Here is a 22,368-nt window from a genome sequence, read left to right as displayed (position 1 = left end):
TGCCTCCGTTCAGGCTGAGCTGTTGAGGGCGTGCGCGCCCTTCGGCAGGCTCAGGGCGAACGGAGGTGGGGCTTTCCGTCGAAAAAAGGGCGCGGCTGGTGGTCGCGCCCTTTTTTGTTATTCGCAACGGACGCTGCTGCGGTCGATGGCGTTGCCTGCGATTGCGCCGCCGCCTGCGCCCAAGATGGTGCCCAGCGTCTTGGAACCGCCCGGGGCGATGATGTTGCCCAGGACGCCGCCGGCGATCGCGCCGACGATGGTGCCGGTGGTGCCGTCGGGGCGCTTGCAATAATAACGGCCGTCGGTGTCGCGGTAGATATAGTCGTCGTCAGTGATCACGCGGCCGGAATAGGTGCCTGCAGGGCGATCATAGCCATAGCCGTAGCGGTCGCCGTAGCGATCCGTGGTGCAGGCCGCCAAGGGCAGGGCCAGCAGCGCGGCGGCGATTATCGGGGTGCGCATCTTATACTCTCCTAATCACGACCCCCGGCAGCGTAACAACCCGTCAATTGGGGGTAAGTTGCGTGACCGGAACGGATGGTGAGGGAGTGGATGCGCCGGAATTAGTCCGCCCGCCGCAGCGCCGCGAAAGGGGGGAAACGCGGGCCGGGCGGGCGGTGGCCAGCGGCCAGAGGGATAAGCCGCCGGAGACTGTGATCAGGGTGACGTCAGCGGAGAAATCAGCTGGCGATCGGGGAGCTGGACAGCGTCTGACGCGGCGAGCTGGGGGTCACTGCGGGCGACATGTCGCTGCCGCTCAGGCTGCTGCTGCTGCTGCCGGTCCGGCTGGACAGGTCGTTGCGGGCCTGCTGATAGCGGGAGACGAGGTCTTCCTTGAACTCGGTCAGCTTGCCTTCGTCATACAGCTTCTTGCCGACATAGCCGGCGATGGCGCCGAAAATCAGGGTACGGATCATTGTGCCTTGCTCCTTACGGGATGTTGTCCGGCCAGGGTTTGCACAGATAACAGGCGGAGCGGCGTTGGGTTCCGGGCGCTTTTGGGTAATCGACAGGGCGAGCGCAGCGGGCGATGTGAGGGCGTGACGCCCGCCATATCAGACCGGCTCGTCGGCCTTCGCTGCCGCTGCGGCGGCTTCGCGGCGGGCGCGGTTCGCGTCGGCCAGATCCTGACGATGGGCCATGTTGAGAAAGGCGGCTTCCGACCGCAGGCAGCGGTTGCGGACATTGTCGAGCGTGGCGGCGTCGGCTTCGCTGCGAGCCTGGGCGGCGAGCCCGCGATAGTCGGGGTGGGTCATGGGCGTTTCTCCCGTCCTGCTAAGGCGGCGTGGGGAGGACCGGGCGCAACCCCTTTTCAGGAGCGCGCCCGGCCTTTCCGATTATTCGGCGTGCTGGAGGTTCACGGCCGCCATCTTGCCGCGCTTGTCCTGCTCCAGATCATAGGAGACGCGGTCCTTTTCGCGCAGCGTGGCGAAGCCAGCGCGCTCAACGGCGGTGATGTGAACGAAAGCGTCCGGGCTGCCATCATCGGGAGCGATGAAGCCATAGCCCTTGTCGGCGTTAAAAAATTTGACGGTTCCGACGATGCTCATTGGGTATTTCCTTCTTCGTGCGGCGCGCCCCGCATGGGCGGGCCTTGCGCTAGAGGGGCAGGGAAAGAAGGAGTTTGGGGCCGCAAAGCGCCGAAAGACCGTCGATTTGCGACTGTAGCAGCGCTCATGTGGGGGCTGGGGGCGGGGATTGCAAGCATTGAGAGGAGGAGTCGCAGATTTAAAGCGTGGTGCGTTAATTCGGGCTCCATCCCGCCTGCGTTCGGGGTTGAGCCCGTCGAAGCCCCTTTTTGCAGGACAGTAAGCCCTTCGACACGCTCAGGGCGAACGGCTGTTATCTCCCGCCCCGTTCACCCGCTCCTCCAGCGCGGCGAAGCCGAAAAAGGCGTCGCGGGCGCGGGCCGCGGCATCCTCATAGGGGCGGCGCTCCGCCGCCTGCCGTTCCTCCAACGCTTCTTCCTCCTGATCGCTGAGGTCGCGTTCATAGGCGTCTATGTCGTAGATGGCGTCGCTTTCATCGCCGTCGAAGCCGGGCGGCGCGGGATAGTCGGTGCGCCAGGCTTCCCGATCCTCATCCCACCAAATGCCGCGCAGCCGGGCGGCGGCTTCATCGGGCGGAAGGGTCGCCCGATCGACCAGCGGCGGGCGAAGTTCACACCGTTCATTGAGGGGGTAGGGCTGGGCCTTGTTGCCGGTATTGAGCGCCATCCGCGCCGCGATGAACAGCGCTGCGGATGCGCCGGGCGAAAGGGCGGCGGCGGCTTCGAAAGCGGGCGGCATATCCGGCCCGGCGGGGTCGAGCAGGTCGGCGTCATGGGCACTGTGGGCGAGGGGCGCGGCGTTTAAGGGAGGGAGGCCGAGGCGGTCAGCGTCCTGTGTTGGCAGGTCGGACGCTTCATCCTCCGGGCAGATGAGGTCCAGATAGGCGGCGAAATCCTGCGCGACGACGCGGGCGAGAGCGGCGTCACTGCCTTCGGGCGGATTGTCGGCCATGCGGTCGAGGCGGGAGAGCATCGACATGGCGAGGCGATTGTCGTGGCGGCGGCGGGTGATGGTGTCCTCGTCCTTGTGGATCACTTCCTCATGGCCGGTGAGGGCGCGGGCGAGCAGTTCGTCGGCGAGGCGCGCGCGGGCGATGAGGATGGCCGCGTCCCAGCCAAGGCGAAAGGCCGCGCCGTCGCGGCGGATGCGCAAGGCATAGGCGGCGCGGGGGGAGATGTGGACGGCGTCGCAGGCCGTGGTGATGATGCCGGTGGCGGCGAGGGTTTCCAGAAACTGCCGCTGCCGCGCGGGGCTCCAGCCGTCGGCGCGGATTTGCTCGGCGGCGGTGGGGAGCGGGGGGAAGTGGTAGGACATGGCAAAAGCTCCGCTTTAGGGGAGGGTTTGCCGGGACGGTATCAAAGGTGAGGGGTTGTAGGACAGAACAAAATGGGAACGAATTATTAAGTCGATGCGCCGCCCATGACGGGGCTTGCCCTCAAATAGCAGCTTGAAACTGCTGAGCGGTCATAACATGGAGCCCTAAACTCGGTCCAATGTCTGCTGCCATGCTGAAGGATGAATTTGTCAAATCAGAGATAATCCCAAATTTATTAACTAACGCAGAACTGACCAGAAATAACGTTAGATTGTCTGAGCGCAGCAGCGGCTTCCCATACGTTCCACCTACAATCGCCATCGAGGTCTGCATAACTTGCCCGCATGGGATAAGTCGACAATCTTGATCATCGATGAAAGGCGGCTTTAATATATCGTTGGCCTTGAAATCATCGTGTTCGCAATGACAATACTTTAAGTTTCCATTTTGGCACATCGATACAAGGGTCTGAATAAGCAAATTAGCTCTGCCCGAGAATACTGCGCGCGCCGTTCGAAAATCGATAAGCCAGCCATTGACGTGAGGGAGCGCCATTACTTAACAGCCGCCTCAAAGCGACGTTGAGCTAAGCTGAACGCTTTCTCCTGAATAGATTCAGAAAGTGCCAATCCCCGCTGAACATCAATCGAGTCTACAATGTTCTGTTTTATGGCGAGTGCAGAAACATAGGTGGCATAATATCCCAGTTCACCCACTCTTTTGGCAAACGCCCCCGCTCTTCCAGGGGGTGTCTCCAACTTCTCCTCTTCTTTTTCCTTTGAGGGGTAGCTTCGCCAAGCTTTGGCAAAAGCGTTATAGTCTGTTCGCTTTATATAGTCATGTTCGAGCAATCGAATAGCCGTAGCTTGATTGCTCAGAAGGGAGTTTTCCGAAACCTTTCGGATGAGAGAAAAAACATCGCCCTTGTCACGCGCATAGAACTGGCTGACAAGCTTGGAGAACTGATCGGACGGTGCCAAAAATTCGGCAGCGAATTTATTGCATCTCCGTTCAATCTCGTTTGATGTTTTGAACGGATCTGAAATTCCTTCTTCGCCAATGAGCGAGTGCGCGAATTCGTGCGCAAAGGTAAACAGTTGAGCCTTTTTCGAACTGATTTTCCTATTAATGAAAATAGACCTGAGTCCTCCCTGGGGTTCACTATAAAACCCCATGTAATCGGATTCAGGTGCATCGTTCACTAACGACAGTGAGCCACACGTTTCGAAGAAAAGCCGAAGGCCTGTTAATGTTTGGGTAGAGGACGGCCCCGCGAGTGCTAAATTAGTTCTCCGCGAGGCGAACCATTCGTCAAATTCTGCCCGTAGTCTATTTGCGAATGATGCGCTGAGCCGGTTCGCTCTTGGCAATGTCCTCTTGGCGGGCAGGACATGCGTCAGTTCGGCTTCTAGCTGACGGGTGAATAAAGAGATTTTTTCCACAGCCCATATTTTGGTTAGTCCTCTGGGCGAGATGTCCGCAGGGCGGGGGTCGGTTTTTCGAAAATCCGGAAGTAGCAGTTCGAGATTGGGTATTGCATCTAAGAAAAGAAGGTAAATCGGTACGTTATAAAGCGCAGCCAATTGTTCGACTTGCCTCAACGACGGCTTACGCTCGCCAGCTTCAAACTCCTCAAGTCGCGATGCGCTGATGCCCGTGTATTCGGCAACCTCTAACAGGTCCAGCTTGCGCTGTTCTCTAGCAGATGTAAGGCTTTGAGGGTTGGGAGCGTCAGACACGGAGTGCAATTTGACTACCTTTGGCGACTTTGCAAGCCTTTTGCAGTTAGGTGTTGGCACTGGAATCGGATTGAGCTTTTTTCAAGCTCCGATCGATCTGCGGACGGGTTGGTTGTCGCGCAGAATAGAAAATGATCTGATTGTAGTTGATCACGTCACGAAAGGAGTAGGGGTTGAGAGACGTCTGGCTTTGATGACCCTGAAGCTCGAACTGGCAGCGCGAAAAATAGATGTTGAATTGGCACAGCGCCCTCCCCTTGTGGCTGCTCTTACCGGCGCGTTTCTCAACATGGTATTTTTGACGTGGGCGACGGTAGCTTCCGCTTATGAATTAAACGAGGTGCAGAGCATCTTGCTCATCATACTGACGGTAGCGTGGTTTTTTGCAGTTTTGTGCTGGATGGAATTTATCGCGCTGGAAAAGATCCATCCTTTGATAAACAAATATAGGTCCCTCCAATAATACTTACTCCGCCGCCACAGCCTCCAACCCCAACAACGGCGCCAAGTACCGCCCGGTAAAGCTCCGGGCGTTCTTCGCGACCTTTTCGGGCGTGCCTTCGGCGACGACTTCGCCGCCTTTGACGCCACCCTCCGGTCCCATGTCGATGATCCAGTCGGCGGTCTTGATGACGTCCAGATTATGCTCGATCACGACCACGCTGTTGCCCTGTTCGACCAGGGCGTGGAGGACTTCGAGCAGTTTGCGGACGTCTTCGAAGTGGAGGCCGGTGGTGGGCTCGTCCAATATGTAGAGGGTCTGGCCGGTGGCGCGGCGGGAGAGTTCCTTGGCGAGCTTGACGCGCTGGGCTTCGCCGCCGGAGAGGGTGGTGGCCTGCTGGCCGACCTTGATATAGCCGAGGCCCACTTCGGCGAGCATCGCCATCTTGTCGCGGATGGGGGGGACGGCCTTGAAGAATTCCACCGCGTCCTCGACCGTCATGTCGAGCACGTCGGCGATGCTGTGGCCCTTGAACTTTACCTCCAGCGTTTCGCGATTGTAGCGCGCGCCGTGGCAGACGTCGCAGGTGACATAGACGTCGGGGAGGAAGTGCATCTCGATCTTGAGCACGCCGTCGCCCTGGCAAGCTTCGCAGCGGCCGCCCTTGACGTTGAAGCTGAAGCGGCCGGGCTTGTAGCCGCGCGCCTGCGCTTCGGGGAGGCCGGCGAACCAGTCGCGGATGTTGGTGAAGGCGCCCGTATAGGTCGCCGGGTTGGAGCGCGGGGTGCGGCCGATGGGCGACTGGTCGATGTCGATCACCTTGTCGCAGTTTTCGAGGCCGGTGACCTTGTCATGCGGGCCCGCGACGATGCGCGCGCCGTTGAGGGCGCGGGCTGATGCGGCGTAGAGGGTGTCGATGGTGAAGCTGGACTTGCCCGATCCTGACACGCCGGTGATGCAGGTGAAGGTGCCGAGCGGGATGCTGGCGGTGACGTTCTGCAGATTGTTGGCGCGGGCGTTGTGGACGGTGAGCTTCTTGCCGTTGCCCTTGCGGCGCTTGGTCGGGACTTCGATGCGGCGGGTGCCGTTGAGGTAATCCGCGGTCAGGCTGTCGCGGTGGGCGAGCAGTTCGTTGAGGGAGCCCTGCGCGACGATGGTGCCGCCGTGGACGCCTGCGCCCGGCCCCATGTCGACGATATAGTCGGCGGTGCGGATCGCGTCCTCGTCATGCTCCACGACGATGACGGTGTTGCCGAGGTCGCGCAGGCGCTTCAAGGTGATGAGCAGGCGGTCGTTGTCGCGCTGGTGCAGGCCGATGGAGGGTTCGTCGAGGACGTAGAGGACGCCCGACAGGCCGCTGCCGATCTGCGACGCGAGGCGGATGCGCTGGGACTCTCCGCCCGACAGGGTGCCGCTGGTGCGGTCGAGGTTCAGATAGTCGAGGCCGACATTGTTGAGGAAGCCGAGGCGCTCGACAATTTCCTTGAGGATGGCCTTGGCGATCTGGTTCTGCTGGTCGTTGAGCTGGGCGGGGAGGGTGGAGAAGAAGCCGAGCGCGTCCACCACCGAGCGGCGGGTGGACATGGAAATGTCCTCCCCCGCGATCTTGACGGCGCGGGCTTCGGGCTTGAGGCGCGCGCCGTGGCAGGTCTCGCACGGCATGGCGGTCTGGTATTTGCTCAGTTCCTCGCGCATCCAGGCGGACTCGGTCTGGAGCAGGCGGCGGTTCAAGTTGCCGATGACGCCTTCGAAGGGCTTCTTGACCTCGTAGCTCTTCTTGCCATCGACGAAGCGCAGGGTGACGGGCTTGCCGGCGGTGCCGTGGAGGATGATGACCTTCACCTCTGCGGGCAGGTCTTCCCAAGGGGTTTCGAGGGAGAAGCCGAACTCGCGGGCGAGGGAGCCGAGGACCTGCATATAGTAGGGGCTGGGCGGGTTGGATTTGGCCCAGGGGACGATCGCGCCCTTCTTGAGGCTGAGATGCTCGTTGGGCACGACGAGTTCGGGGTCGAACTCCTGCCGCTCGCCCAGGCCGTCGCAGGCCGGGCACGCGCCTTGCGGGGCGTTGAAGGAGAAGAGGCGCGGTTCGATCTCCGGAATGGTGAAGCCGCTGACGGGACAGGCGAATTTTTCGCTGAAGACGATGCGGTTGGCGGGGATTTCCGCATTCTTCATCTTGCCGCTGGCTTCCGCTTCGCCTTCGCGGCCGGGGACGACGCCGTCCGCCAGGTCCACATAGGCGAGGCCGTCCGCGAGCTTGAGCGCCTGTTCGAAGCTGTCGGCCAGGCGGGTGGACATGTCTTCGCTGACGGCGAGGCGATCGACGACGACTTCGATGTCATGCTTGTATTTCTTGTCGAGGGCGGGCGCGTCCTCGATCAGATACATTTCGCCGTCGATGCGGACGCGGGTGTAGCCCGCCTTCTGCCATTCCAGCAGTTCCTTCTTATACTCGCCCTTGCGGCCGCGCACGACGGGGGCGAGGAGGTAGAAGCGGGTGCCTTCGGGCAGCTGCATCACGCGGTCGACCATCTGGCTGACGGTCTGGGCGCTGATCGGTTCTCCGGTCACGGGGGAGTAGGGGATGCCGACGCGCGCCCAGAGCAGGCGCATATAGTCGTAGATTTCCGTGACGGTCGCGACGGTGGAGCGCGGATTGCGGCTGGTCGTCTTCTGCTCGATCGAGATGGCGGGCGAGAGGCCGTCGATATGCTCGACATCCGGCTTCTGCATCATCTCAAGGAACTGGCGGGCATAGGCGGAGAGGGACTCCACATAGCGGCGCTGCCCCTCGGCGTAGATGGTGTCGAAGGCGAGAGAGGATTTGCCCGAGCCGGACAGGCCGGTGATGACGATCAGGCTGTCGCGAGGAAGATCGACGTCCACGCCCTTGAGGTTGTGCTCACGCGCGCCGCGCACGGAAATAGTGGTCAGACTCATGGGCCGTGTTGTTCCAGATTTGTTCTTTGGGGGCAAGTTTCTCGCGCGGATATGGGATAGAGGGCGGTGGCTCGCAAGCCGGGCATGCTTTCCGGCGCGGATGGGCTGCGGGTCGTCGATTGGTAAAGCAGCATTAACCGCTTTGGGTGTATAAGGTGCGTGACGGGAAAACCGCGGTGGCGGCGTCCTGTCGCTGAGCTTTATGAGAGATCCCGGATAGCCCGACAGCATCCCGGATACGCCCCCGGCCATCCCTTGCGCCGGGGGCGTTTTTGTTGGCGGCTTCAGCGGTGTTTTACGCTACGAAAATAAGGATTTTTGCTCGACAGCGGGGCCGCATTTCTTTATTGGCGCGCCTTGCTGATGGGGAGGACTGACGGGTCCCAGCCTGCCCATTTCAATTGTGGCCAGATCGCCCGGAGAGCGGCGGCCGCAGCGTTTTGAAATAGGGGGACCCATATCATGTCTATTGTTGCGAAAATGGTTGCGGTGAGCGCCTGCGCTCTGATGAGCACGGCGGCGATGGCGAGCGGCATTCCGTTCGAATCCAACGGCCGCACGTTTGAAGTGGCCTATAAGGATCTGGACCTGTCGAAGACGGCGGATCAGCGGGAACTGACGCGGCGCGTCCGCCGCGCGGCGGTGAAGGTGTGCCCGGGCAAGTCGGTCAAGGAATCGCGGTCCTGTCAGTTGGCGGCGCTGGATCATGTTCGGGAGCCCGTGGCTGCGGCGATTGCGAGCGCTCAGGGGCGGGATGCCGGGCGGTTTGCGGAAGTGAGCAAGGATAAGGTGCCTGGTTCGGGCGACTGAAACGGTTTTGCCGATCATCAGGTGAAGGGAGGTCCGGTTGATTGCCGGGCCTTTTTTCTTAGGCGGTGCGCGGCCGGGCTTCGACAGGCTCAGCCCGACGGGGGTTGGGTTGGTGGAGAGGTTATTGGCGGGATGGATGGGGTTCTGACCGTTACTCGACTTCGTTCGCAACGAGCGGGCGCGGGGTGGCTTCGATCGGCCGCGTGCGGAACCGCCGATTGGCGCTGGCCGTTGATCTTGCATGGCGCGCATGAGGCTTGCGCCGAGGAGAGAGCGATGAGCGACAAGACCGATATTCGGCCCAACAGCCGCGAAGAGGCGCATGATGAGCGCCCCACCGACGCGCAGGACCATGCCGTGACCACAGAGGAAAAGCTGGACGAAGGATTGATGGACAGCATGGACGCGTCCGATCCGCCGTCGGCGACAGCTCCGGGCGATCATGGCGATCCGGTGCCTTCTTCGGGCTTCCATGAAGAAGATGAAGAGGAGAAGGCGGAACGATAGACGGCGCTGATATTGATGATATGATGGGATTTCAGGCGGACCGGATCGGCGGATGGCCGGGCGGTTCGCCTGACTGGCGAGAGGAGCCTTGTTGATGCCGACTTCCACTACCCCCGCGATCGAACGCATTGCCCGTGTGCTGGCCGGGCGCCAGCTAAGCCTGAATGGCGAGGGCAGCGATCCGCATGCGTCGGGCGCCGTGGATGCAAGCTGGCAGAACCATGTGGATGACGCCTATGCGATCCTGCACACGCTACGCGAGCCCGATGAGCAGATGGCGCAGGCGGGTGACGTCGCGGTGTGGCGCAAGATGATCGGCGCGGTACTCGAACGACGGCCCTGACGCGGTTGGCGGGGCCGCCCGCGCATGCCATAAGCGGCGCATGAGCGGTCCGGCACTGAAGATCAAAGTCCAGATCTATTGCGGCGACGAGATCGCCATGGGGCCCGGCAAGGCCGACCTGCTGGACGCGATCGCCAGCGAGGGGTCCATCTCCGCGGCAGGGCGCAAGTTGAAGATGAGCTATCGGCGCTGCTGGATGCTGGTGGACGTGATGAACCGATGCTGGGCGCGGCCGCTGGTGCAGACATCGACCGAGGGCGCGGTGCTGACGGAATTGGGACAGAAGGTGCTGGCGGAATATCGCGGGCTGCAGAGGACGACCGCGAGGGCTGCGGGGCGGGCGCACTGGCCCGCGCTGGCGGAGCAGGTGAGGGGAGAGCCTTTGCCTGCGCAGGGGTAGGGCTCCGCTTCATTATTGCGATTGAGACCGAATGTGGATGAACTCCAGACCAAAAGGCGTGGAGGGGCTTCGACAGGGTCGGCCCGAGCGGTTCCTTTTCAGGTCTCGACGTCATTCTGGAAAGATTTCGACCGCAGACAAAGGAAGCTTGAACCAAGCTCGGGTCCACCGCGTTTCAGAATATGTTGTGCTATTCCATTCGGCGCATTCACAAAATTTACATGTTGCACCGCACAACGAAACATGATTCCATAAGGATGTCGGCGGAACCGGCGCTTAAGCATTCAGTAACCATGATGGGTGCATGTTCTGCTGATCGACTTGAAGTCGGAGGGCAAGAGCATGGGCACCAATGCAAGACCGGCTGACGGGGCAATCACCCTGGCTGAATTGCGCGAATTCGCCAGTTTCCCGTCTGCCACGCAGCGCTACATCCGCCGATCGCTGGACATCGGCCTCCACCGTCGCGACGCCATGAAGCTGTGGTCGCGCGACATGGTGGAGGAAGCGAGCATCCGCGCGCAGGCCCGCATTTACGGGCGGCTCGATGAGATCAAGGCGCGGGTGCCTGACGATAGCGGGCTCGACCAGATGGAGCCGTTCATGGCGCCGCTGGTGACAATTTCCGCCTTCGATTTGGGACAGGACAGGCTCTGCAGCTTTTCCTCCTATCGGTTCCTTTACGAGCGGCTGCTGGGGGCGGGGGCCCGGCCGTGGCTGCCCGGCGCTTTCTGCGCGGCGGCGAGCCTGCCGCATCTTCATCCGGAAAAGCGGCGCGCGTTGCTGCAGTCGATCAGCGAGGCGGCGGCGACTGCGGTAGGGTGGTCGAACCGGGAGCCTACCTTCTACCCTGAGTGGGTGGAGAAGGTGGATATGAGCAAGGCCAACTGAGCTTTGTGGGGCGCTCCTCCGGGGGAGGGGCGATCCGAAGTGGAACGAGGGCGCGGCGGCCGGGAGGGTTGCTGCGCCTTTGTTGTTTTTGGGGTGGCCGCGGGGTCCTTCGACAGGCTCAGGACGAACGCAGATGGCGCCTAGAGGCCCTGCTTGGGCGATGAGGGATATCCAGATCCGCCGCTTGAGGGGGTTAAGCGTCACCCCGGATAGAGTCCGGGGTGACGAAGGCGAGAGGGTTGGAAGCGCCGACGCTACCCATTCACTATCGTGCCGCCATTGGGGTGCAACACTTGGCCCGACATGTAGCTTGAGTCATCGCAGGCGAGGAACAGGAAGGCGGGGGCGACTTCGTTGGGTTGGCCGGGGCGGCCCATAGGGACGGATTCGCCGAAATGTTCGAGCTTTTCGGGGCTCGCGCCGCCGCTGGGGTTGAGGGGCGTCCAGATGGGGCCGGGGGCGACGGCGTTGACGCGGATGCCGTCCTTCACCAGATTTTCCGACAGGCTGCGGGTGAAGGCGGTGATGGCGCCCTTGGTGCTGCTATAGTCGAGCAGTTCCGATGACCCCTGATACATGGTGACGCTGGTGCAGTTGACGATCGCCGCGCCTTTTTTGAGGTGCGGGCGGGCGGCTTGCGTCAGGAAGAACATGCCGAAAATGTTGGTCTGGAACGTCCGGCGCAATTGTTCCTCGGTGATGTCGGTGATGTCCTGATCTGGATGCTGCTCCCCGGCATTGTTGACGAGAATGTCGAGGCGGCCGAAGCGGTCGATGACCTGTTTGACGGCGTCTTCGCAAAATGCCTTGTCGCCGATGTCACCGGCTATGGTGAGCGCCTGCTGCCCTTCGCCCTCGACGATCTGGGCGGTCTTTTTAGCGTCGTCATGTTCGCACAGGTACAGGATGGCGACGTCGGCCCCTTCGCGTGCATAGAGAGCGGCAACGGCGCGGCCGATGCCGCTGTCCGCGCCGGTAACCAGAGCGACCTTGCCCGCGAGGCGGCCGGAGCCGGGATAGCGGGGTTCCCATTCGGGCTTGGGTTCAAGCTGGCTTTCATGGCCGGGGAGGCCGTCTTCATGGATCATCTCTTCATGATTGTCGGGCATCGCGCATTCTCCTTTCCCCGGCCAACACATGGGGAAGGGGATGGTTCAGCCGGATCGGAACTGGCTGCACCGGACTGATTTAGTTGAGCGTGACGCCGCAGGATGATGTGGTTTCGGACCATGTCTGACGCTCGCGGACTGCTCATCCGGAAGGGGATGAGCAGCGAGGGAACTTCTCGACACGCCAAGTGCTGCGGCACTGACGACCGGCTGTTGAAGGATCGCACATGACAGCGCCACTGGATTGCCTGATCATCGGGGCTGGTCCCGCGGGGCTTACGGCTGCGATTTACCTGGCGCGTTTCCACCTGAAGATCGCCATGGCCGATGCAGGGCATAGCCGCGCCGCGATGATCCCCTGCACGCGCAATCATGCCGGCTATCCGGGCGGCATTTCCGGGCGTGAGCTGCTTGAGCGGATGCGGGGGCAGGCGGCGGAGTTTGGCGCCACGGTGACGCACGGACTGGTGGAGAAGCTGGAGAAGGATGGGGACCTGTTCATCGCCCATATGGGGGAGGAGCGGTGGAGGGCGCGGACCATCCTGCTGGCGACGGGCGTGGTGAACAACCGTCCTCCCATCGCTCCGGAAATTCATGACGCCGCCCTTGCGCGCGGGCTGCTGCGTTACTGCCCCATATGCGACGGCTATGAGGTGACCGATCGCCGCGTCGGCGTGATCGGCACGCGGGCCCATGGATTGAACGAGGCATTGTTCCTGCGGATGTTCACTGCCGAAGTCAGCCTGATCGCGCCTGATGGCGAGCATGCGCTGACCGAAGAGGAGCGCAGGCAGTTGGAGGACGCGGGGGTGGATATGCTGGATGGACCCTGCGAGCCGCTGCGTATCGATGACGACGAAATCCTTGTGCCCACTCCTGGCGGGGTGATGGGATATGACGCAGTCTATCCCGCTCTGGGGTCGGTCATCCGGTCGGAACTGGCGATGATGCTGGGCGCGGAGGGATCGGAGGAGGGCTGTCTGATCGTGGACAGTCATCAGCGCACGACCGTCGCGGGGCTGTATGCCGCCGGAGATGTGGCGAAGGGGTTGGATCAAATCAGCCACGCCATGGGCGAGGGCGGGGTCGCCGCCACGACGATAAGAAATGATCTTGCAAAGTCGCGCTCGCTGCTGCGGGGGCGCGGGACGTGAACGGCGGGATCAGATGAAACTGGTGGAATCCACGCCCGCAAGGCTGTTCACGCCGACCAGCAAGATGCTCTGTTCGAACGCGCCGTCGCCATTGGCGTCATAGAAGACCCATCCATCGGTCGTTCCGGCGACGAAGGTTACATGATTGACGCCCGCCGTCGCGTTGGCGGCGGACAAAGCGTCGGCGAAGACATTGGTCGCGATGGCGAGTTCGGCATAGTCTGTCGTGGGGAGCGAGCCGTTCAAAAAATCGAAGTCGATCCTGTCTCCTTCAGCGATCTTGAAATCGGTGATCCGGTCATAGCTTGCCGTGTTCAGCGTGGTGTCGCCCCGCTCGAATATGAAGGTGTCGGCTTCGGTGCCGCCGGTCAGCGTGTCCTTGCCGACGCCGCCCTTCAATATGTCATTGCCGGCCTTGCCGTTCAGCGTGTCGGCTCCAGCGCCGCCATCGAGGAAGTCGTTGCCCGCTCCGCCGTCGAGATTGTCGAGGCCATCCTCCCCATAAAGGAAGTCGTCGCCGCCATTGCCGATCAGCGCGTCATTGCCCAGTCCGCCTCGCAACAGGTTGTTCGCGCCATTGCCGGTGATCGTGTTGGGAAGGTCGTTGCCATAGCCGTCGATGGCAGCGCTGCCCGTCAGGTTGAGCTTTTCGACCTCGCTGGTTAGCCGATAGGTGACGGAGGCGTTGACCTGGTCTGTGCCTTCGCCAGCCAGTTCGATCACCTGATCGTCATTGGCCGCATTGCCATCGTCGGACCAGCTGTCGACGACATAGATGTCGTTGCCAGCGCCGCCCGTCATCAAGTCCACGCCGGTCCCGCCGTCGAGCAGGTCATCGCCCTGTCCGCCGATCAGCGTGTCCCCGCCATCGCCGCCGTAGAGGGAGTCATTGTCGCCGCCGCCGTCCAGCCGGTCCGCACCGCCCATTCCCTGCAGCGTATCCGCCCCCAGGCCACCCTCCAGGCTATTGGCCGCGTCGTTGCCGGTGATGGTGTTGGCAAGGTCGTTGCCGATGCCGTTGATGGATGCCGCGCCGGTCAGCGTCAGCTTTTCGACCTCTGCCGCCAGGCGGTAGCTGACCGAGGCATAGACCAGATCGAGCCCGCCGCCCGCCGCTTCGATGACCCGATCGTCATTGCCGTCGAAGCCGTCGTCCGAATAGGTATCGACATAGAAGGTGTCGTTGCCGGTGCCGCCGTCCATATAGTCGGCCCCCGCACCACCATCGATGACGTCGTTTCCGGCCAGGCCGTAGATGGTGTCGTTGAGCGCTGTCGTCTGATAACCCACCACCGTCGTGGTGGGATTGATGACGTTGTTGCCCGATGACCCGGTGATCGTCTTGCCAACTTCATTGATGTCGGTGACGGTGATCGACAGAAGCTGCTCATCGATATTCGTGCCGTCTGTTGCAGCGACCACCAGCTGATAGACGCCGTCGCGGTCGGCATCGAGGCGGTTTTCGAAGTCGGGCGCGCTGACGAAGCTGAGGGCGCCGGTCTGGGGATTGATGGTGAACAATGCCGCATCGGCCCCGCCAGTGATCGTGAAGCTGGGCGCAGGACCGTCCGCGTCGGTGGCCGTCACAATGGTCACCGCGCTCTGATTTTCGGCGATGCTGATGCTGGCGGATGCGCCGCCGCCATTGGAGGTGATGACGGGCGCATTGTCGTTGAGGTTGGTGATGCTGATCGCCAGCGCCTGCGTGACGGCGTTCGTGCCGTCGCTTGCCTGGACGGTTACATTGTAGATGCGGTCGGCGTTGCTGTCGCCAGGGGCTTCATAATCGGGAGGGGTGATGAAGGACAGCGCGCCCGTGGCGGCGTCTATCGTGAAGCGCGCCGCGTCGGCGCCCCCGGCGATGGTGTAGGTCAGCGCGGAGCCATCTGCATCCGTAGCGGTGATGATCCCGGCGGCGATGCTGTTTTCCGCGAGGCTTATCGCTGCTGCCGCCGCTCCGCCGAAGGAGGTCAAAACAGGGGCATTGTCGTTGAGATTGGCGATGGTGATCGACAGCGTCTGCCGGTCCGCGTTGGAGCCGTCGCTGGCCTGAACGATGACGTCATAGACATTATTGTGGTCGGCATCGGCCGGGGTTTCGTAATCGGGCGCTGTTCCGAAGGTCAGTTTGCCGGTGGCGGGATCGATGGTGAACAGGGCGGCATCTGCGCCGCCGACGATCGCGTAGGTGATGGAGGGGCCGTCTGCGTCGGTGGCGGCGACGGTGGTCACTGCCGTCGCATTTTCATTGATCGTAAGGGCCGCGCTGGGGCCGCCGCCATTTGATCCGATGACGGGCGCAAAGCCGTCTGCAACATCGCGCACGGTGATAGCGATCGCCTGCTGATCCACGCCGCCACTGCCGTCGCTGGCGGAGACGACGATATCGTAGATATTGTCGGCATTGGCATCGATCGGATTTTCGAAATTGGGCGCGGTGATGAAGCGCAGGGCGCCGGTCACGGCGTCGATCTGAAACAGGGCCGCGTCGGCGCCTCCGGTGATCGAGAAGCTGATCGTCTGGCCCGCGTCGGGATCGGTCGCGGTCACGGTGGTGACGGATGTGCCGTTTTCGTCGATCGTGATGGCCGCGCTCGCATTGCCGCCGTTCGATGTGATGGTGGGCGCGTAGTTCAGGCCGCCCGAGGGCACGGTCATGTCGGCGAACTGGAAGAATTCGACATTGCGGACAGTCTTGACGCCTTCGGGGGAACCCGGCCGCTGATCGGTGGCGAGGTAGCTGCCATCGGCCTGCAGAGCGATCAGATAGTCGGCGCGATTGCCCGTGAAGACCAAGGTGTCGATATCGGCGCTGCCGTCGATAAGATCGTTGCCCGCGCCTGCGATGATGCGGTCATTGCCCGCGCCGCCGTGCATATAGTCGTTGCCGATCCCGCCATCGAGCAGGTCGTCACCCGTTCCGCCATATAGTTCGTCATCGCCCGCGCCACCGAAAAGCATATCGTTGCCGGAGTCGCCATTCAGGGTATCATTGCTGCTGGTATTTGCATCGTCGCCATAAAGGACGTCATCGCCAGAGCCGCCCGACATGCTGTCGCCGCCAGCCTGGCCATAGAGGATGTCATTGTCGTCGCCGCCCGTCATCTTGTCGCTGCCGCGGCCGCCATAGAGAATGTCGTTGCCCGCGCCGCCATCCATGATGTCGTCGCCCGCGATATTGTTGAAGCCCAGGTCATCGCCATAGAGCAGGTCATTGCCCAGGCCGCCCGAAATGGTGTCGCTGCCGCGCCAGCCGAAGATGATGTCGTCGCCAGCGTCGCCCTGAAGATTGTCCTTGCCTGCGCCACCGATGATGACGTCGTTACCTTGTCCGGCCTGGACCAGAACGTCCTTCGTGTAGTCGATGCCGCCAACGCCATGGGCGCTGAGATCGATCACATCGTCGCCGTCGGCCAGCCAGAATTGCTCGATATTGTCGAAGCCTCCAAAACCGCCGGAGATCGCGCCATTATTGTAGAAAATGGCGTCGGACAGATTGGACCCATAGATGACGTCAGTGCCGGTGCCGCCAAGAAAAAGATCGGTCGAGATCTGAATGTTGGAAGCAATCAGGCGGTAAGGAGTCCCGCTGCCGGTCAGGATCGCCGTATCCCAGCTCAACTGGGCAAGTACCGCATCGGGGCGAACATAGTCCAGGTTCACGAGCCGGGTGAAAGCGAAGAACTGATCCTTTTCCGTTGTCCCGGTGACGGTCGAACTTCCCGTGACATTGAAAAAGTTCGCCATGGATCCCCCTCCGCTTCAGAAAAGCCGCCCTCGCGATACAGGAGCCCGCCTCCTGCATTTGTCTCCGCACCGAACCAATTGCGTCGCGCGATTTTGTTATCCCGATGCGCCAAGGCGTCGAGTGGGCATTTGGATGAGGATTTCTAAGAAGGATTAGATGAGGATATGAAGGCCGGATATTTTTCATATCTGCAGGGCAACTTCGCTGCAGAACGCTATGCGCGACCGGACGTCTTCAGCCTGTCGGTCAATGTTGCCCGACAACGGGCTGTGAAGCGCGAAGGAGCGGAATAGGGCGATGGACTTTGACTTTTCGCAAATGACAGGTCCGGATCGCTACAAGCTGATGAGCGCGGCCATCACCCCACGGCCCATCGCCTGGCTTACCACGCTGTCGAAAACGGGCGCGCGCAACGCGGCTCCTTATAGTTTTTTCAACATGATGAGCGCGGAGCCGCCGCTCGTCGCGATCGGGCTGATGCGGCGTCCGGATGGCAGTTACAAGGACAGCGCCCAGAATATCATCGACATGGAGGAATTCGTCGTCAATCTGGTGTCGGAACCCGACGCGGCGGCCATGAACTTCACCTGCATCGACGCGCCGCCGGAATTTGACGAATTGGCCCATGAGGGGCTGCAAACGACGCCATCCACACGGGTCGCCCCGCCAAGGATAGCGTCCGCTCCGGTCGCCATGGAATGTCGCCTGTACCAGCGCATCGATGCGGGGCAGAGTACCATCATACTGGGCGAAGTGATGTGCTTCCATATCGACGACGCGCTTATCGACAGCGAAAGGTTGCACGTCGATACGCTGGCGATGCAACTGGTCGCCCGCATGCACGGAGCGGGGTGGTACACTCGTTCGACCGACTTATTCCAACTCAGCCGTCCGACTTATGCGGATTGGTTGTCAGAGCGCAGCAAGTGATATTCGCGCTTCCAAGCTGTGGTGCGATCTACTTACGGCGGTAGCGGAAATACCAGACTTCGTGCTCGTTTTCAACTATGTAGTTGAAAATTAAGCCCTAAATTGCTGTCATCAGGGGCGTTATTTCGCAAAGGTAATCACCGGGTAATCACCAAATAATGAGGTAGTCTGGCCCACCTAGAGGGGACTGACCCTCAGCAGACCGCGTTCTTCGAGCACCCGATCGGAATGGCCGGGTGAGGACCACCAGGTTTGTCGCCTATCGAACTCAGGCACGTGAGGCATGCTGATTGTCGTCCCCGCTAAGCGTGTGAATGGATGTGGAGGCATAGAGGACAAGTCGCCGCACCACTTAGCCTCTCATCAGCTTAAACCAGCGTGGGCACCCACCGCACCATTCTGAGATGATTGCTAGGCGATGAAATTCTGTCATATTTGCGCTGCAACTGCGTTGCGAGCTGCTTTGGACTGGTGGCATCGGGCGCGCAACAAGGAAGGCGATACGCGAGTTCCGCGGGTTGCGAACGCCCTTGCGATCGAGAAACGGTGCAAGCCATGGGTCGATTGCGACTTGTGGAAAGTTTCGCTGGCGCTCTTCTAGGCGCCGACGATCAGTCGCGGCTGCAATGTGAACTGGAGCAGGCCGCAGTCGAGATGGGCTTCGACTATTATGCTCTTGCCCATCATGTAGACCTCCGAACGGCAGGCGCCATTCCTGTCCTCATTCATAATTACCCCGAAAACTGGGCAGATCTCTACCAGGAGGAGGAGCTTGGGCCGATCGATCCGGTGCGGCGGATGAGCCATCGAACAAACCGCGGCTTTCGATGGTCCCACATAGGTCGCATGATCGCGCTGTCGAGCAGGGATCGCAACATACTTGCAGCGGGCAGCACCCACGGGATCGGCGAGGGCTTCACGGTGCCGGCCCACATACCTGGCGAGGTGAGCGGCTCCTGCTCCTTCGTAGTTCTGAACGGCAAGCCGCTTCCCGAAGACATGTTGTGGAGCGCACAGCTGGTCGGAGAAATCGCGCTTGAGAAAGCGCGGTTCCTGGCAGGAGGCTGTGTTCGTCGAGATAGAAACGGATCGCCCAGATATCGCGAGGCTTCAGCGGGCGTTTCGGTCCAACATTTTTCCCTGCGTTCCAAGGCCGCCGATCATGTAGGGCAGGGTCGAGGTCTGAATGTCCCATGATAGTTCTCCGATGGCCGGAATGGCCAGAGCGATTGTAGCCCTATGTCAAACCACCATCAGACAAGTGTCACGCGACACTTGACAATCTTGCGGCGCTGCGCTACACCCGAACGATGGAAATCGAGAGCATCAGGCACAAAGGCCTGCGCCGCTTCTTTGAGACGGGCAACGCTAAAGGCTTGGTTGGAGACGTGGGACGGCTGCGCAAGATGCTCGCCTTCATCGACGCTGCGGAAAGCTTCGAAGAACTGTCAGTGCCTCCGAACTTCGGACTGCATGAGCTGACAGGCGATCGGAAGGGGAGCTGGTCGATGACAGTTACGAGAAACTGGCGGATGACCTTCGGTTTGAATGATGAAGGCGCGCTAATCGATATGGATCTGGAGGATTATCATGGCGCTTAAGATGCACCCTTCGCTCGCGGTGCACGTGGGAGACTGGTTGAAGACAGAAATCGTGGAGCCTGCACAGGTCAGCGTGACAGCTTTGGCTGAGCATTTTGGCGTATCGAGGCAGGCGTTGAGCACCTTGCTGAATGGCAATGCGAACCTGTCTGCTGATATGGCTATTCGGTTTGAGAAGGCTTTCGGCATCAAGGCCGATACTCTGTTGCGGATGCAGACAACCTATGAGCTGGCCCAGGCCCGCGAGCACGAGCAGGACATAAAGGTCGAGAAGCTCGCAAAAGCTGCCTGACATCGCCGACATAGCCGACCTTCGGACCACCAAACCGCTTCCCCGATAACTGCCGTTCATTCAGCCAGCTTGGGAAGCTCAGAAAACAGTAAGAATGGCGGTTTACGAGATTCACAGCTTAGTTTCCAAACGACCATCACGAATAGCCGGTCGAGCCAGCTAGGACGAGGACCGGCAACAGCCTAGGACAGCACAACGGTCGGGCGGATGACCTCCTGGGTCAGCGCATGCAGCAGGGCGGCCAGTGCCAGCAGGAGCGCGTCATCTTGCGCGCTGGAGTAGGGCGACACCAGTTCTCCGTGCATCACGTCATTCCGGATCTTCTCCCAGGCATCGAACTGAAACTGGGTCACAACTCGTGCACGACACAATTGCGTCAGCACATGCTTGGGGGTGGTGTTGGCGGCGTATCGGATCGAATTCACGGCGATGCTCTTCAGGCGATCTACGGTCTCTTTCGGCCTCTCGGGATCGCGCCAATTCTTGATATGCTCGGTGATCGATCCGATCGCAGCATCATCGGCGTCAGCACGCTTGCTGCCCCGCGGCGACAGCATCCGAATTAACCCTTCGATGCTGCTCGCGAATGTCAGTGCCCAGACCCACCGCGACCCGCGCGCAGCCTGGATGACTTCCTCGTAGAGCTTGATGATCTTGTGGCCCTCGAATTCGCCGGCCCGGGCGATGTGGAGCAAGAGATCGCCATATACCCCCGTCAGAGTGTATTCGAAGCTATCCGGAGAGTTGAAGCGGATTTCGCCGCTGCCTTTCACGATTGAAGGCTCCCAGTCGCCGGCCAACAACTCCATATTCGGAAATGCGATGCTCTGGGGCGCCACAGCAAGGTGCCGCCAGCGGTCGAGCACGGACGGAACTGGATGGGGCGCTGGGCTCGTCATGGCATTCCATTCTTCGGCGGGAGCATATGTTCGCGGGTACCTTGGTCACTTGAGCACACGACAATATCCCAGTCTTGCTCGCGAACATAGCGGTCGGTCACGTGTCGGATGCCGATCGTCGAAAGCGGTCCTTCATTCACATCCACGGCATGGCTCTTCACGATTCCGGTCAGTTGTCCGCTAGCCAATAGGGTTTTGGCCTTCGTTCGTCATGTTTGCTGTCAAAAGATCGGTACCGCCGGCGTCGATGGTTGTCAGAAGGCATCCTCTAACGGGTCGCGCAACGAGGGCTGAAGCTTTGGATTTGACGGCCGTTCATAAAGCATTTGTTGCGTAACCGGGAAATCTGCCGCCGACACAACCATCGCCTTCAGCGATCGAGTGACATAGCTGACGCCGGGGTTGTTTAGCGCATCCGGCTCGCCGAGGCTAAGCGCCCACGATGGGAAGGTCGGAGTCTTCTGCATCGACACGCCCTTTACCTGTGCTGCATCGCCCAACAGTACTATGTTTTTTCCCTCCGGTCGCTGGGCGGACCGATAGATAATCGCATCGATGTGCTGGCGATCCTTCCCGATCCGCACCTCGTGGAGCTTGTTCAGGTACTCGGCGACGAACTGCGTAGGAACATAGTCAAGGTGTTCGTCGTCGGGGGAAATCGGCTTAGCAATCTCGCTCATGAACCGCTGCATGAACCGCCATTGGCTGATACGGCGGATGTGGTCTTTGGCGAAAAGGTTCAACTCCTTCACAGGGGCAGCGAAGCGCGTGGTGTCCAGCACCACAATGTCCCGGATCAGCTCAAACTCAGCTGATATGATCTCGGCGCCTACCAAAGGCCTGAGCTCGGAAATGCATGTCGCGATGTCGAACGATGCGTATAAGGCCGGAATGCCGGAGGGGTTCATCCGATTAGGTTTGCCCAACCGTCGCGGTGGAGGACCGAGATGGCGCGCCGGGTCATCTTGGATTTCGGCTCGAATGGCGTCCGTGACGATTCGAGCCCGGTGAAAGTGCAGGCCGTCTTTCGGGTCGATGCGATATATAGGACAGCGCTTTGAAACGTCTCGCTGCAGGTGGATGTATTTGAAAATATCCGCAAGAAGATCTGCGGCTTTAGGGTTCAAAAACCGCTGCTCATGCGTGACCGTATGGCAGAAGGAATGCCAAGCGCGCCCATGGCCTCCTTCCCCAGCATCGACGCGTTCGTATTTCACGTCGTCTTCGTCTAAATAGAATGGCTCTTCGCCGTCCTGCGGCAGGTAAAAATCGTCTTCGATCAACTGCTCAACCAAGGCGTTGAGAACGCTGTCATCGACTGTTTGAGTCAGGCCGTAGATGGCATCTGACAGATAGTCGCCGCGCTGCGGTCCGTGAGCACCAGGGTCATCGGGATCATCGTAGTAATCGACGCCGCCGTAGTCGAAGTTTGCTCGAAAAACTTCGTCCGCAACTGCCGCGATGGCGTCCATCGGCAGGCCTTTCCGACGGGGGTGAATGGAGCAATTGCCCTCATCGAAGTGGGGACGGATCTCCTCCAGCCGCTTTCGCAGGCCACGATCATCGAAGCAGTAGGGACAAAAGAGGGGCATTGCATACCGTCTTTAGAACGGGAAGCTAACCAGCGTAAAGTTAGCATCTCCAAGGATGGTTTGCACAAAGCTCTTTTGGTTGCATCTACTTGACAGGAAATAGCAT

The 22,368-nt window shown here is 60.7% G+C and carries 23 protein-coding genes; 11 read left to right on the top strand and 12 right to left on the bottom strand.

Going from position 1 to position 22,368, the window contains the following annotated elements:
- Nucleotides 1-117 precede the first annotated feature (117 nt).
- The 7 genes from ACZ5Y5_RS07900 to ACZ5Y5_RS07870 all read right to left on the bottom strand — a co-directional run bounded on the left by ACZ5Y5_RS07900 (nt 118) and on the right by ACZ5Y5_RS07870 (nt 4,604).
- Nucleotides 118-462, bottom strand: a complete 345-nt coding sequence (locus ACZ5Y5_RS07900) for a glycine zipper 2TM domain-containing protein (RefSeq protein ID WP_464808105.1) — start codon at nt 460-462, stop codon at nt 118-120.
- Nucleotides 463-680: 218 nt separating this feature from the next.
- Nucleotides 681-917 carry a hypothetical protein gene (locus ACZ5Y5_RS07895; RefSeq protein WP_464808104.1) on the bottom strand — a complete coding sequence of 79 codons (237 nt, stop codon included), beginning with the start codon at nt 915-917 and terminating at the stop codon, nt 681-683.
- 138 nt (nt 918-1,055) lie between these two features.
- Nucleotides 1,056-1,256, bottom strand: a complete 201-nt coding sequence (locus ACZ5Y5_RS07890) for a hypothetical protein (protein ID WP_464808103.1) — start codon at nt 1,254-1,256, stop codon at nt 1,056-1,058.
- Nucleotides 1,257-1,337: 81 nt separating this feature from the next.
- Nucleotides 1,338-1,550 (bottom strand): cold-shock protein, encoded by a 213-nt coding sequence (locus ACZ5Y5_RS07885; RefSeq protein ID WP_464808102.1) that lies wholly within the window; start codon nt 1,548-1,550, stop codon nt 1,338-1,340.
- A 276-nt stretch (nt 1,551-1,826) separates the two neighbouring features.
- Nucleotides 1,827-2,864 (bottom strand): hypothetical protein, encoded by a 1,038-nt coding sequence (locus ACZ5Y5_RS07880; RefSeq protein ID WP_464808101.1) that lies wholly within the window; start codon nt 2,862-2,864, stop codon nt 1,827-1,829.
- Nucleotides 2,865-2,985: 121 nt separating this feature from the next.
- Nucleotides 2,986-3,420 carry a hypothetical protein gene (locus ACZ5Y5_RS07875; protein WP_464808100.1) on the bottom strand — a complete coding sequence of 145 codons (435 nt, stop codon included), beginning with the start codon at nt 3,418-3,420 and terminating at the stop codon, nt 2,986-2,988.
- A complete protein-coding gene (locus tag ACZ5Y5_RS07870; RefSeq protein ID WP_464808099.1) occupies nt 3,420-4,604 on the bottom strand; it encodes an ImmA/IrrE family metallo-endopeptidase in 1,185 nt (394 codons plus the stop codon). Before ACZ5Y5_RS07870 ends, ACZ5Y5_RS07875 begins: the two co-directional genes overlap by 1 nt.
- A gap of 10 nt (nt 4,605-4,614) precedes the next feature.
- On the opposite strand from ACZ5Y5_RS07870, the gene ACZ5Y5_RS07865 reads away from it, so the two are divergent.
- The gene (locus ACZ5Y5_RS07865) at nt 4,615-5,067 is read left to right on the top strand and encodes a hypothetical protein (RefSeq protein ID WP_464808098.1); all 453 of its coding nucleotides are present in this window, start codon (nt 4,615-4,617) and stop codon (nt 5,065-5,067) included.
- Between the two features lie 3 nt (nt 5,068-5,070).
- Here the strand turns inward: ACZ5Y5_RS07865 and uvrA are convergent, their stop codons facing one another.
- The gene (gene uvrA, locus ACZ5Y5_RS07860) at nt 5,071-7,986 is read right to left on the bottom strand and encodes an excinuclease ABC subunit UvrA (RefSeq protein WP_464808097.1); all 2,916 of its coding nucleotides are present in this window, start codon (nt 7,984-7,986) and stop codon (nt 5,071-5,073) included.
- A gap of 462 nt (nt 7,987-8,448) precedes the next feature.
- On the opposite strand from uvrA, the gene ACZ5Y5_RS07855 reads away from it, so the two are divergent.
- From ACZ5Y5_RS07855 to ACZ5Y5_RS07835, 5 genes are all read left to right on the top strand, one after another.
- A complete protein-coding gene (locus tag ACZ5Y5_RS07855) occupies nt 8,449-8,796 on the top strand; it encodes a UrcA family protein (protein ID WP_464808096.1) in 348 nt (115 codons plus the stop codon).
- Nucleotides 8,797-9,072: 276 nt separating this feature from the next.
- On the top strand, nt 9,073-9,303 hold the full coding sequence (locus ACZ5Y5_RS07850; protein WP_464808095.1) for a hypothetical protein: 231 nt from the start codon (nt 9,073-9,075) through the stop codon (nt 9,301-9,303).
- A gap of 94 nt (nt 9,304-9,397) precedes the next feature.
- Entirely contained in the window at nt 9,398-9,646 is a 249-nt protein-coding gene (locus tag ACZ5Y5_RS07845; RefSeq protein ID WP_464808094.1) for a hypothetical protein, read from the top strand.
- Nucleotides 9,647-9,686: 40 nt separating this feature from the next.
- Nucleotides 9,687-10,046 carry a winged helix-turn-helix domain-containing protein gene (locus ACZ5Y5_RS07840; RefSeq protein WP_464808093.1) on the top strand — a complete coding sequence of 120 codons (360 nt, stop codon included), beginning with the start codon at nt 9,687-9,689 and terminating at the stop codon, nt 10,044-10,046.
- Nucleotides 10,047-10,388: 342 nt separating this feature from the next.
- The gene (locus ACZ5Y5_RS07835; RefSeq protein ID WP_066529267.1) at nt 10,389-10,937 is read left to right on the top strand and encodes a hypothetical protein; all 549 of its coding nucleotides are present in this window, start codon (nt 10,389-10,391) and stop codon (nt 10,935-10,937) included.
- 254 nt (nt 10,938-11,191) lie between these two features.
- Here ACZ5Y5_RS07835 and ACZ5Y5_RS07830 read toward each other — a convergent pair whose 3' ends face one another.
- Nucleotides 11,192-12,046, bottom strand: a complete 855-nt coding sequence (locus tag ACZ5Y5_RS07830) for a glucose 1-dehydrogenase (RefSeq protein ID WP_464808092.1) — start codon at nt 12,044-12,046, stop codon at nt 11,192-11,194.
- A gap of 227 nt (nt 12,047-12,273) precedes the next feature.
- On the opposite strand from ACZ5Y5_RS07830, the gene ACZ5Y5_RS07825 reads away from it, so the two are divergent.
- A complete protein-coding gene (locus ACZ5Y5_RS07825) occupies nt 12,274-13,200 on the top strand; it encodes an NAD(P)/FAD-dependent oxidoreductase (RefSeq protein ID WP_464808091.1) in 927 nt (308 codons plus the stop codon).
- 9 nt (nt 13,201-13,209) lie between these two features.
- Here ACZ5Y5_RS07825 and ACZ5Y5_RS07820 read toward each other — a convergent pair whose 3' ends face one another.
- Nucleotides 13,210-16,947 carry a beta strand repeat-containing protein gene (locus tag ACZ5Y5_RS07820; RefSeq protein ID WP_464808090.1) on the bottom strand — a complete coding sequence of 1,246 codons (3,738 nt, stop codon included), beginning with the start codon at nt 16,945-16,947 and terminating at the stop codon, nt 13,210-13,212.
- A gap of 298 nt (nt 16,948-17,245) precedes the next feature.
- Here ACZ5Y5_RS07820 and ACZ5Y5_RS07815 point away from each other — a divergent pair, with 298 nt between their 5' ends.
- From ACZ5Y5_RS07815 to ACZ5Y5_RS07800, 4 genes are all read left to right on the top strand, one after another.
- Nucleotides 17,246-17,878 (top strand): flavin reductase family protein, encoded by a 633-nt coding sequence (locus tag ACZ5Y5_RS07815; RefSeq protein ID WP_464808089.1) that lies wholly within the window; start codon nt 17,246-17,248, stop codon nt 17,876-17,878.
- Between the two features lie 555 nt (nt 17,879-18,433).
- Nucleotides 18,434-19,075: an autoinducer binding domain-containing protein gene (locus tag ACZ5Y5_RS07810; protein WP_464808088.1), complete on the top strand. Its 642-nt coding sequence runs from the start codon at nt 18,434-18,436 to the stop codon at nt 19,073-19,075.
- Between the two features lie 113 nt (nt 19,076-19,188).
- Nucleotides 19,189-19,479 carry a type II toxin-antitoxin system RelE/ParE family toxin gene (locus tag ACZ5Y5_RS07805; RefSeq protein WP_464808087.1) on the top strand — a complete coding sequence of 97 codons (291 nt, stop codon included), beginning with the start codon at nt 19,189-19,191 and terminating at the stop codon, nt 19,477-19,479.
- The gene (locus ACZ5Y5_RS07800) at nt 19,469-19,771 is read left to right on the top strand and encodes a HigA family addiction module antitoxin (RefSeq protein ID WP_165418773.1); all 303 of its coding nucleotides are present in this window, start codon (nt 19,469-19,471) and stop codon (nt 19,769-19,771) included. Before ACZ5Y5_RS07805 ends, ACZ5Y5_RS07800 begins: the two co-directional genes overlap by 11 nt.
- Before the next feature lie 182 nt (nt 19,772-19,953).
- On the opposite strand, the gene ACZ5Y5_RS07795 is transcribed toward ACZ5Y5_RS07800, so the two are convergent.
- Together ACZ5Y5_RS07795 and ACZ5Y5_RS07790 are read right to left on the bottom strand one after the other, a co-directional pair.
- The gene (locus ACZ5Y5_RS07795; RefSeq protein ID WP_464808086.1) at nt 19,954-20,637 is read right to left on the bottom strand and encodes a hypothetical protein; all 684 of its coding nucleotides are present in this window, start codon (nt 20,635-20,637) and stop codon (nt 19,954-19,956) included.
- Nucleotides 20,638-20,924: 287 nt separating this feature from the next.
- On the bottom strand, nt 20,925-22,142 hold the full coding sequence (locus ACZ5Y5_RS07790) for an RES family NAD+ phosphorylase (RefSeq protein ID WP_464808085.1): 1,218 nt from the start codon (nt 22,140-22,142) through the stop codon (nt 20,925-20,927).
- Nucleotides 22,143-22,368 lie beyond the last annotated feature (226 nt).

The organism is Sphingobium sp. TomTYG65 (assembly GCF_055395525.1).
Note: the sequence above shows the minus strand (reverse complement) of the source record. Positions and strands in the feature narration are given on the sequence as shown.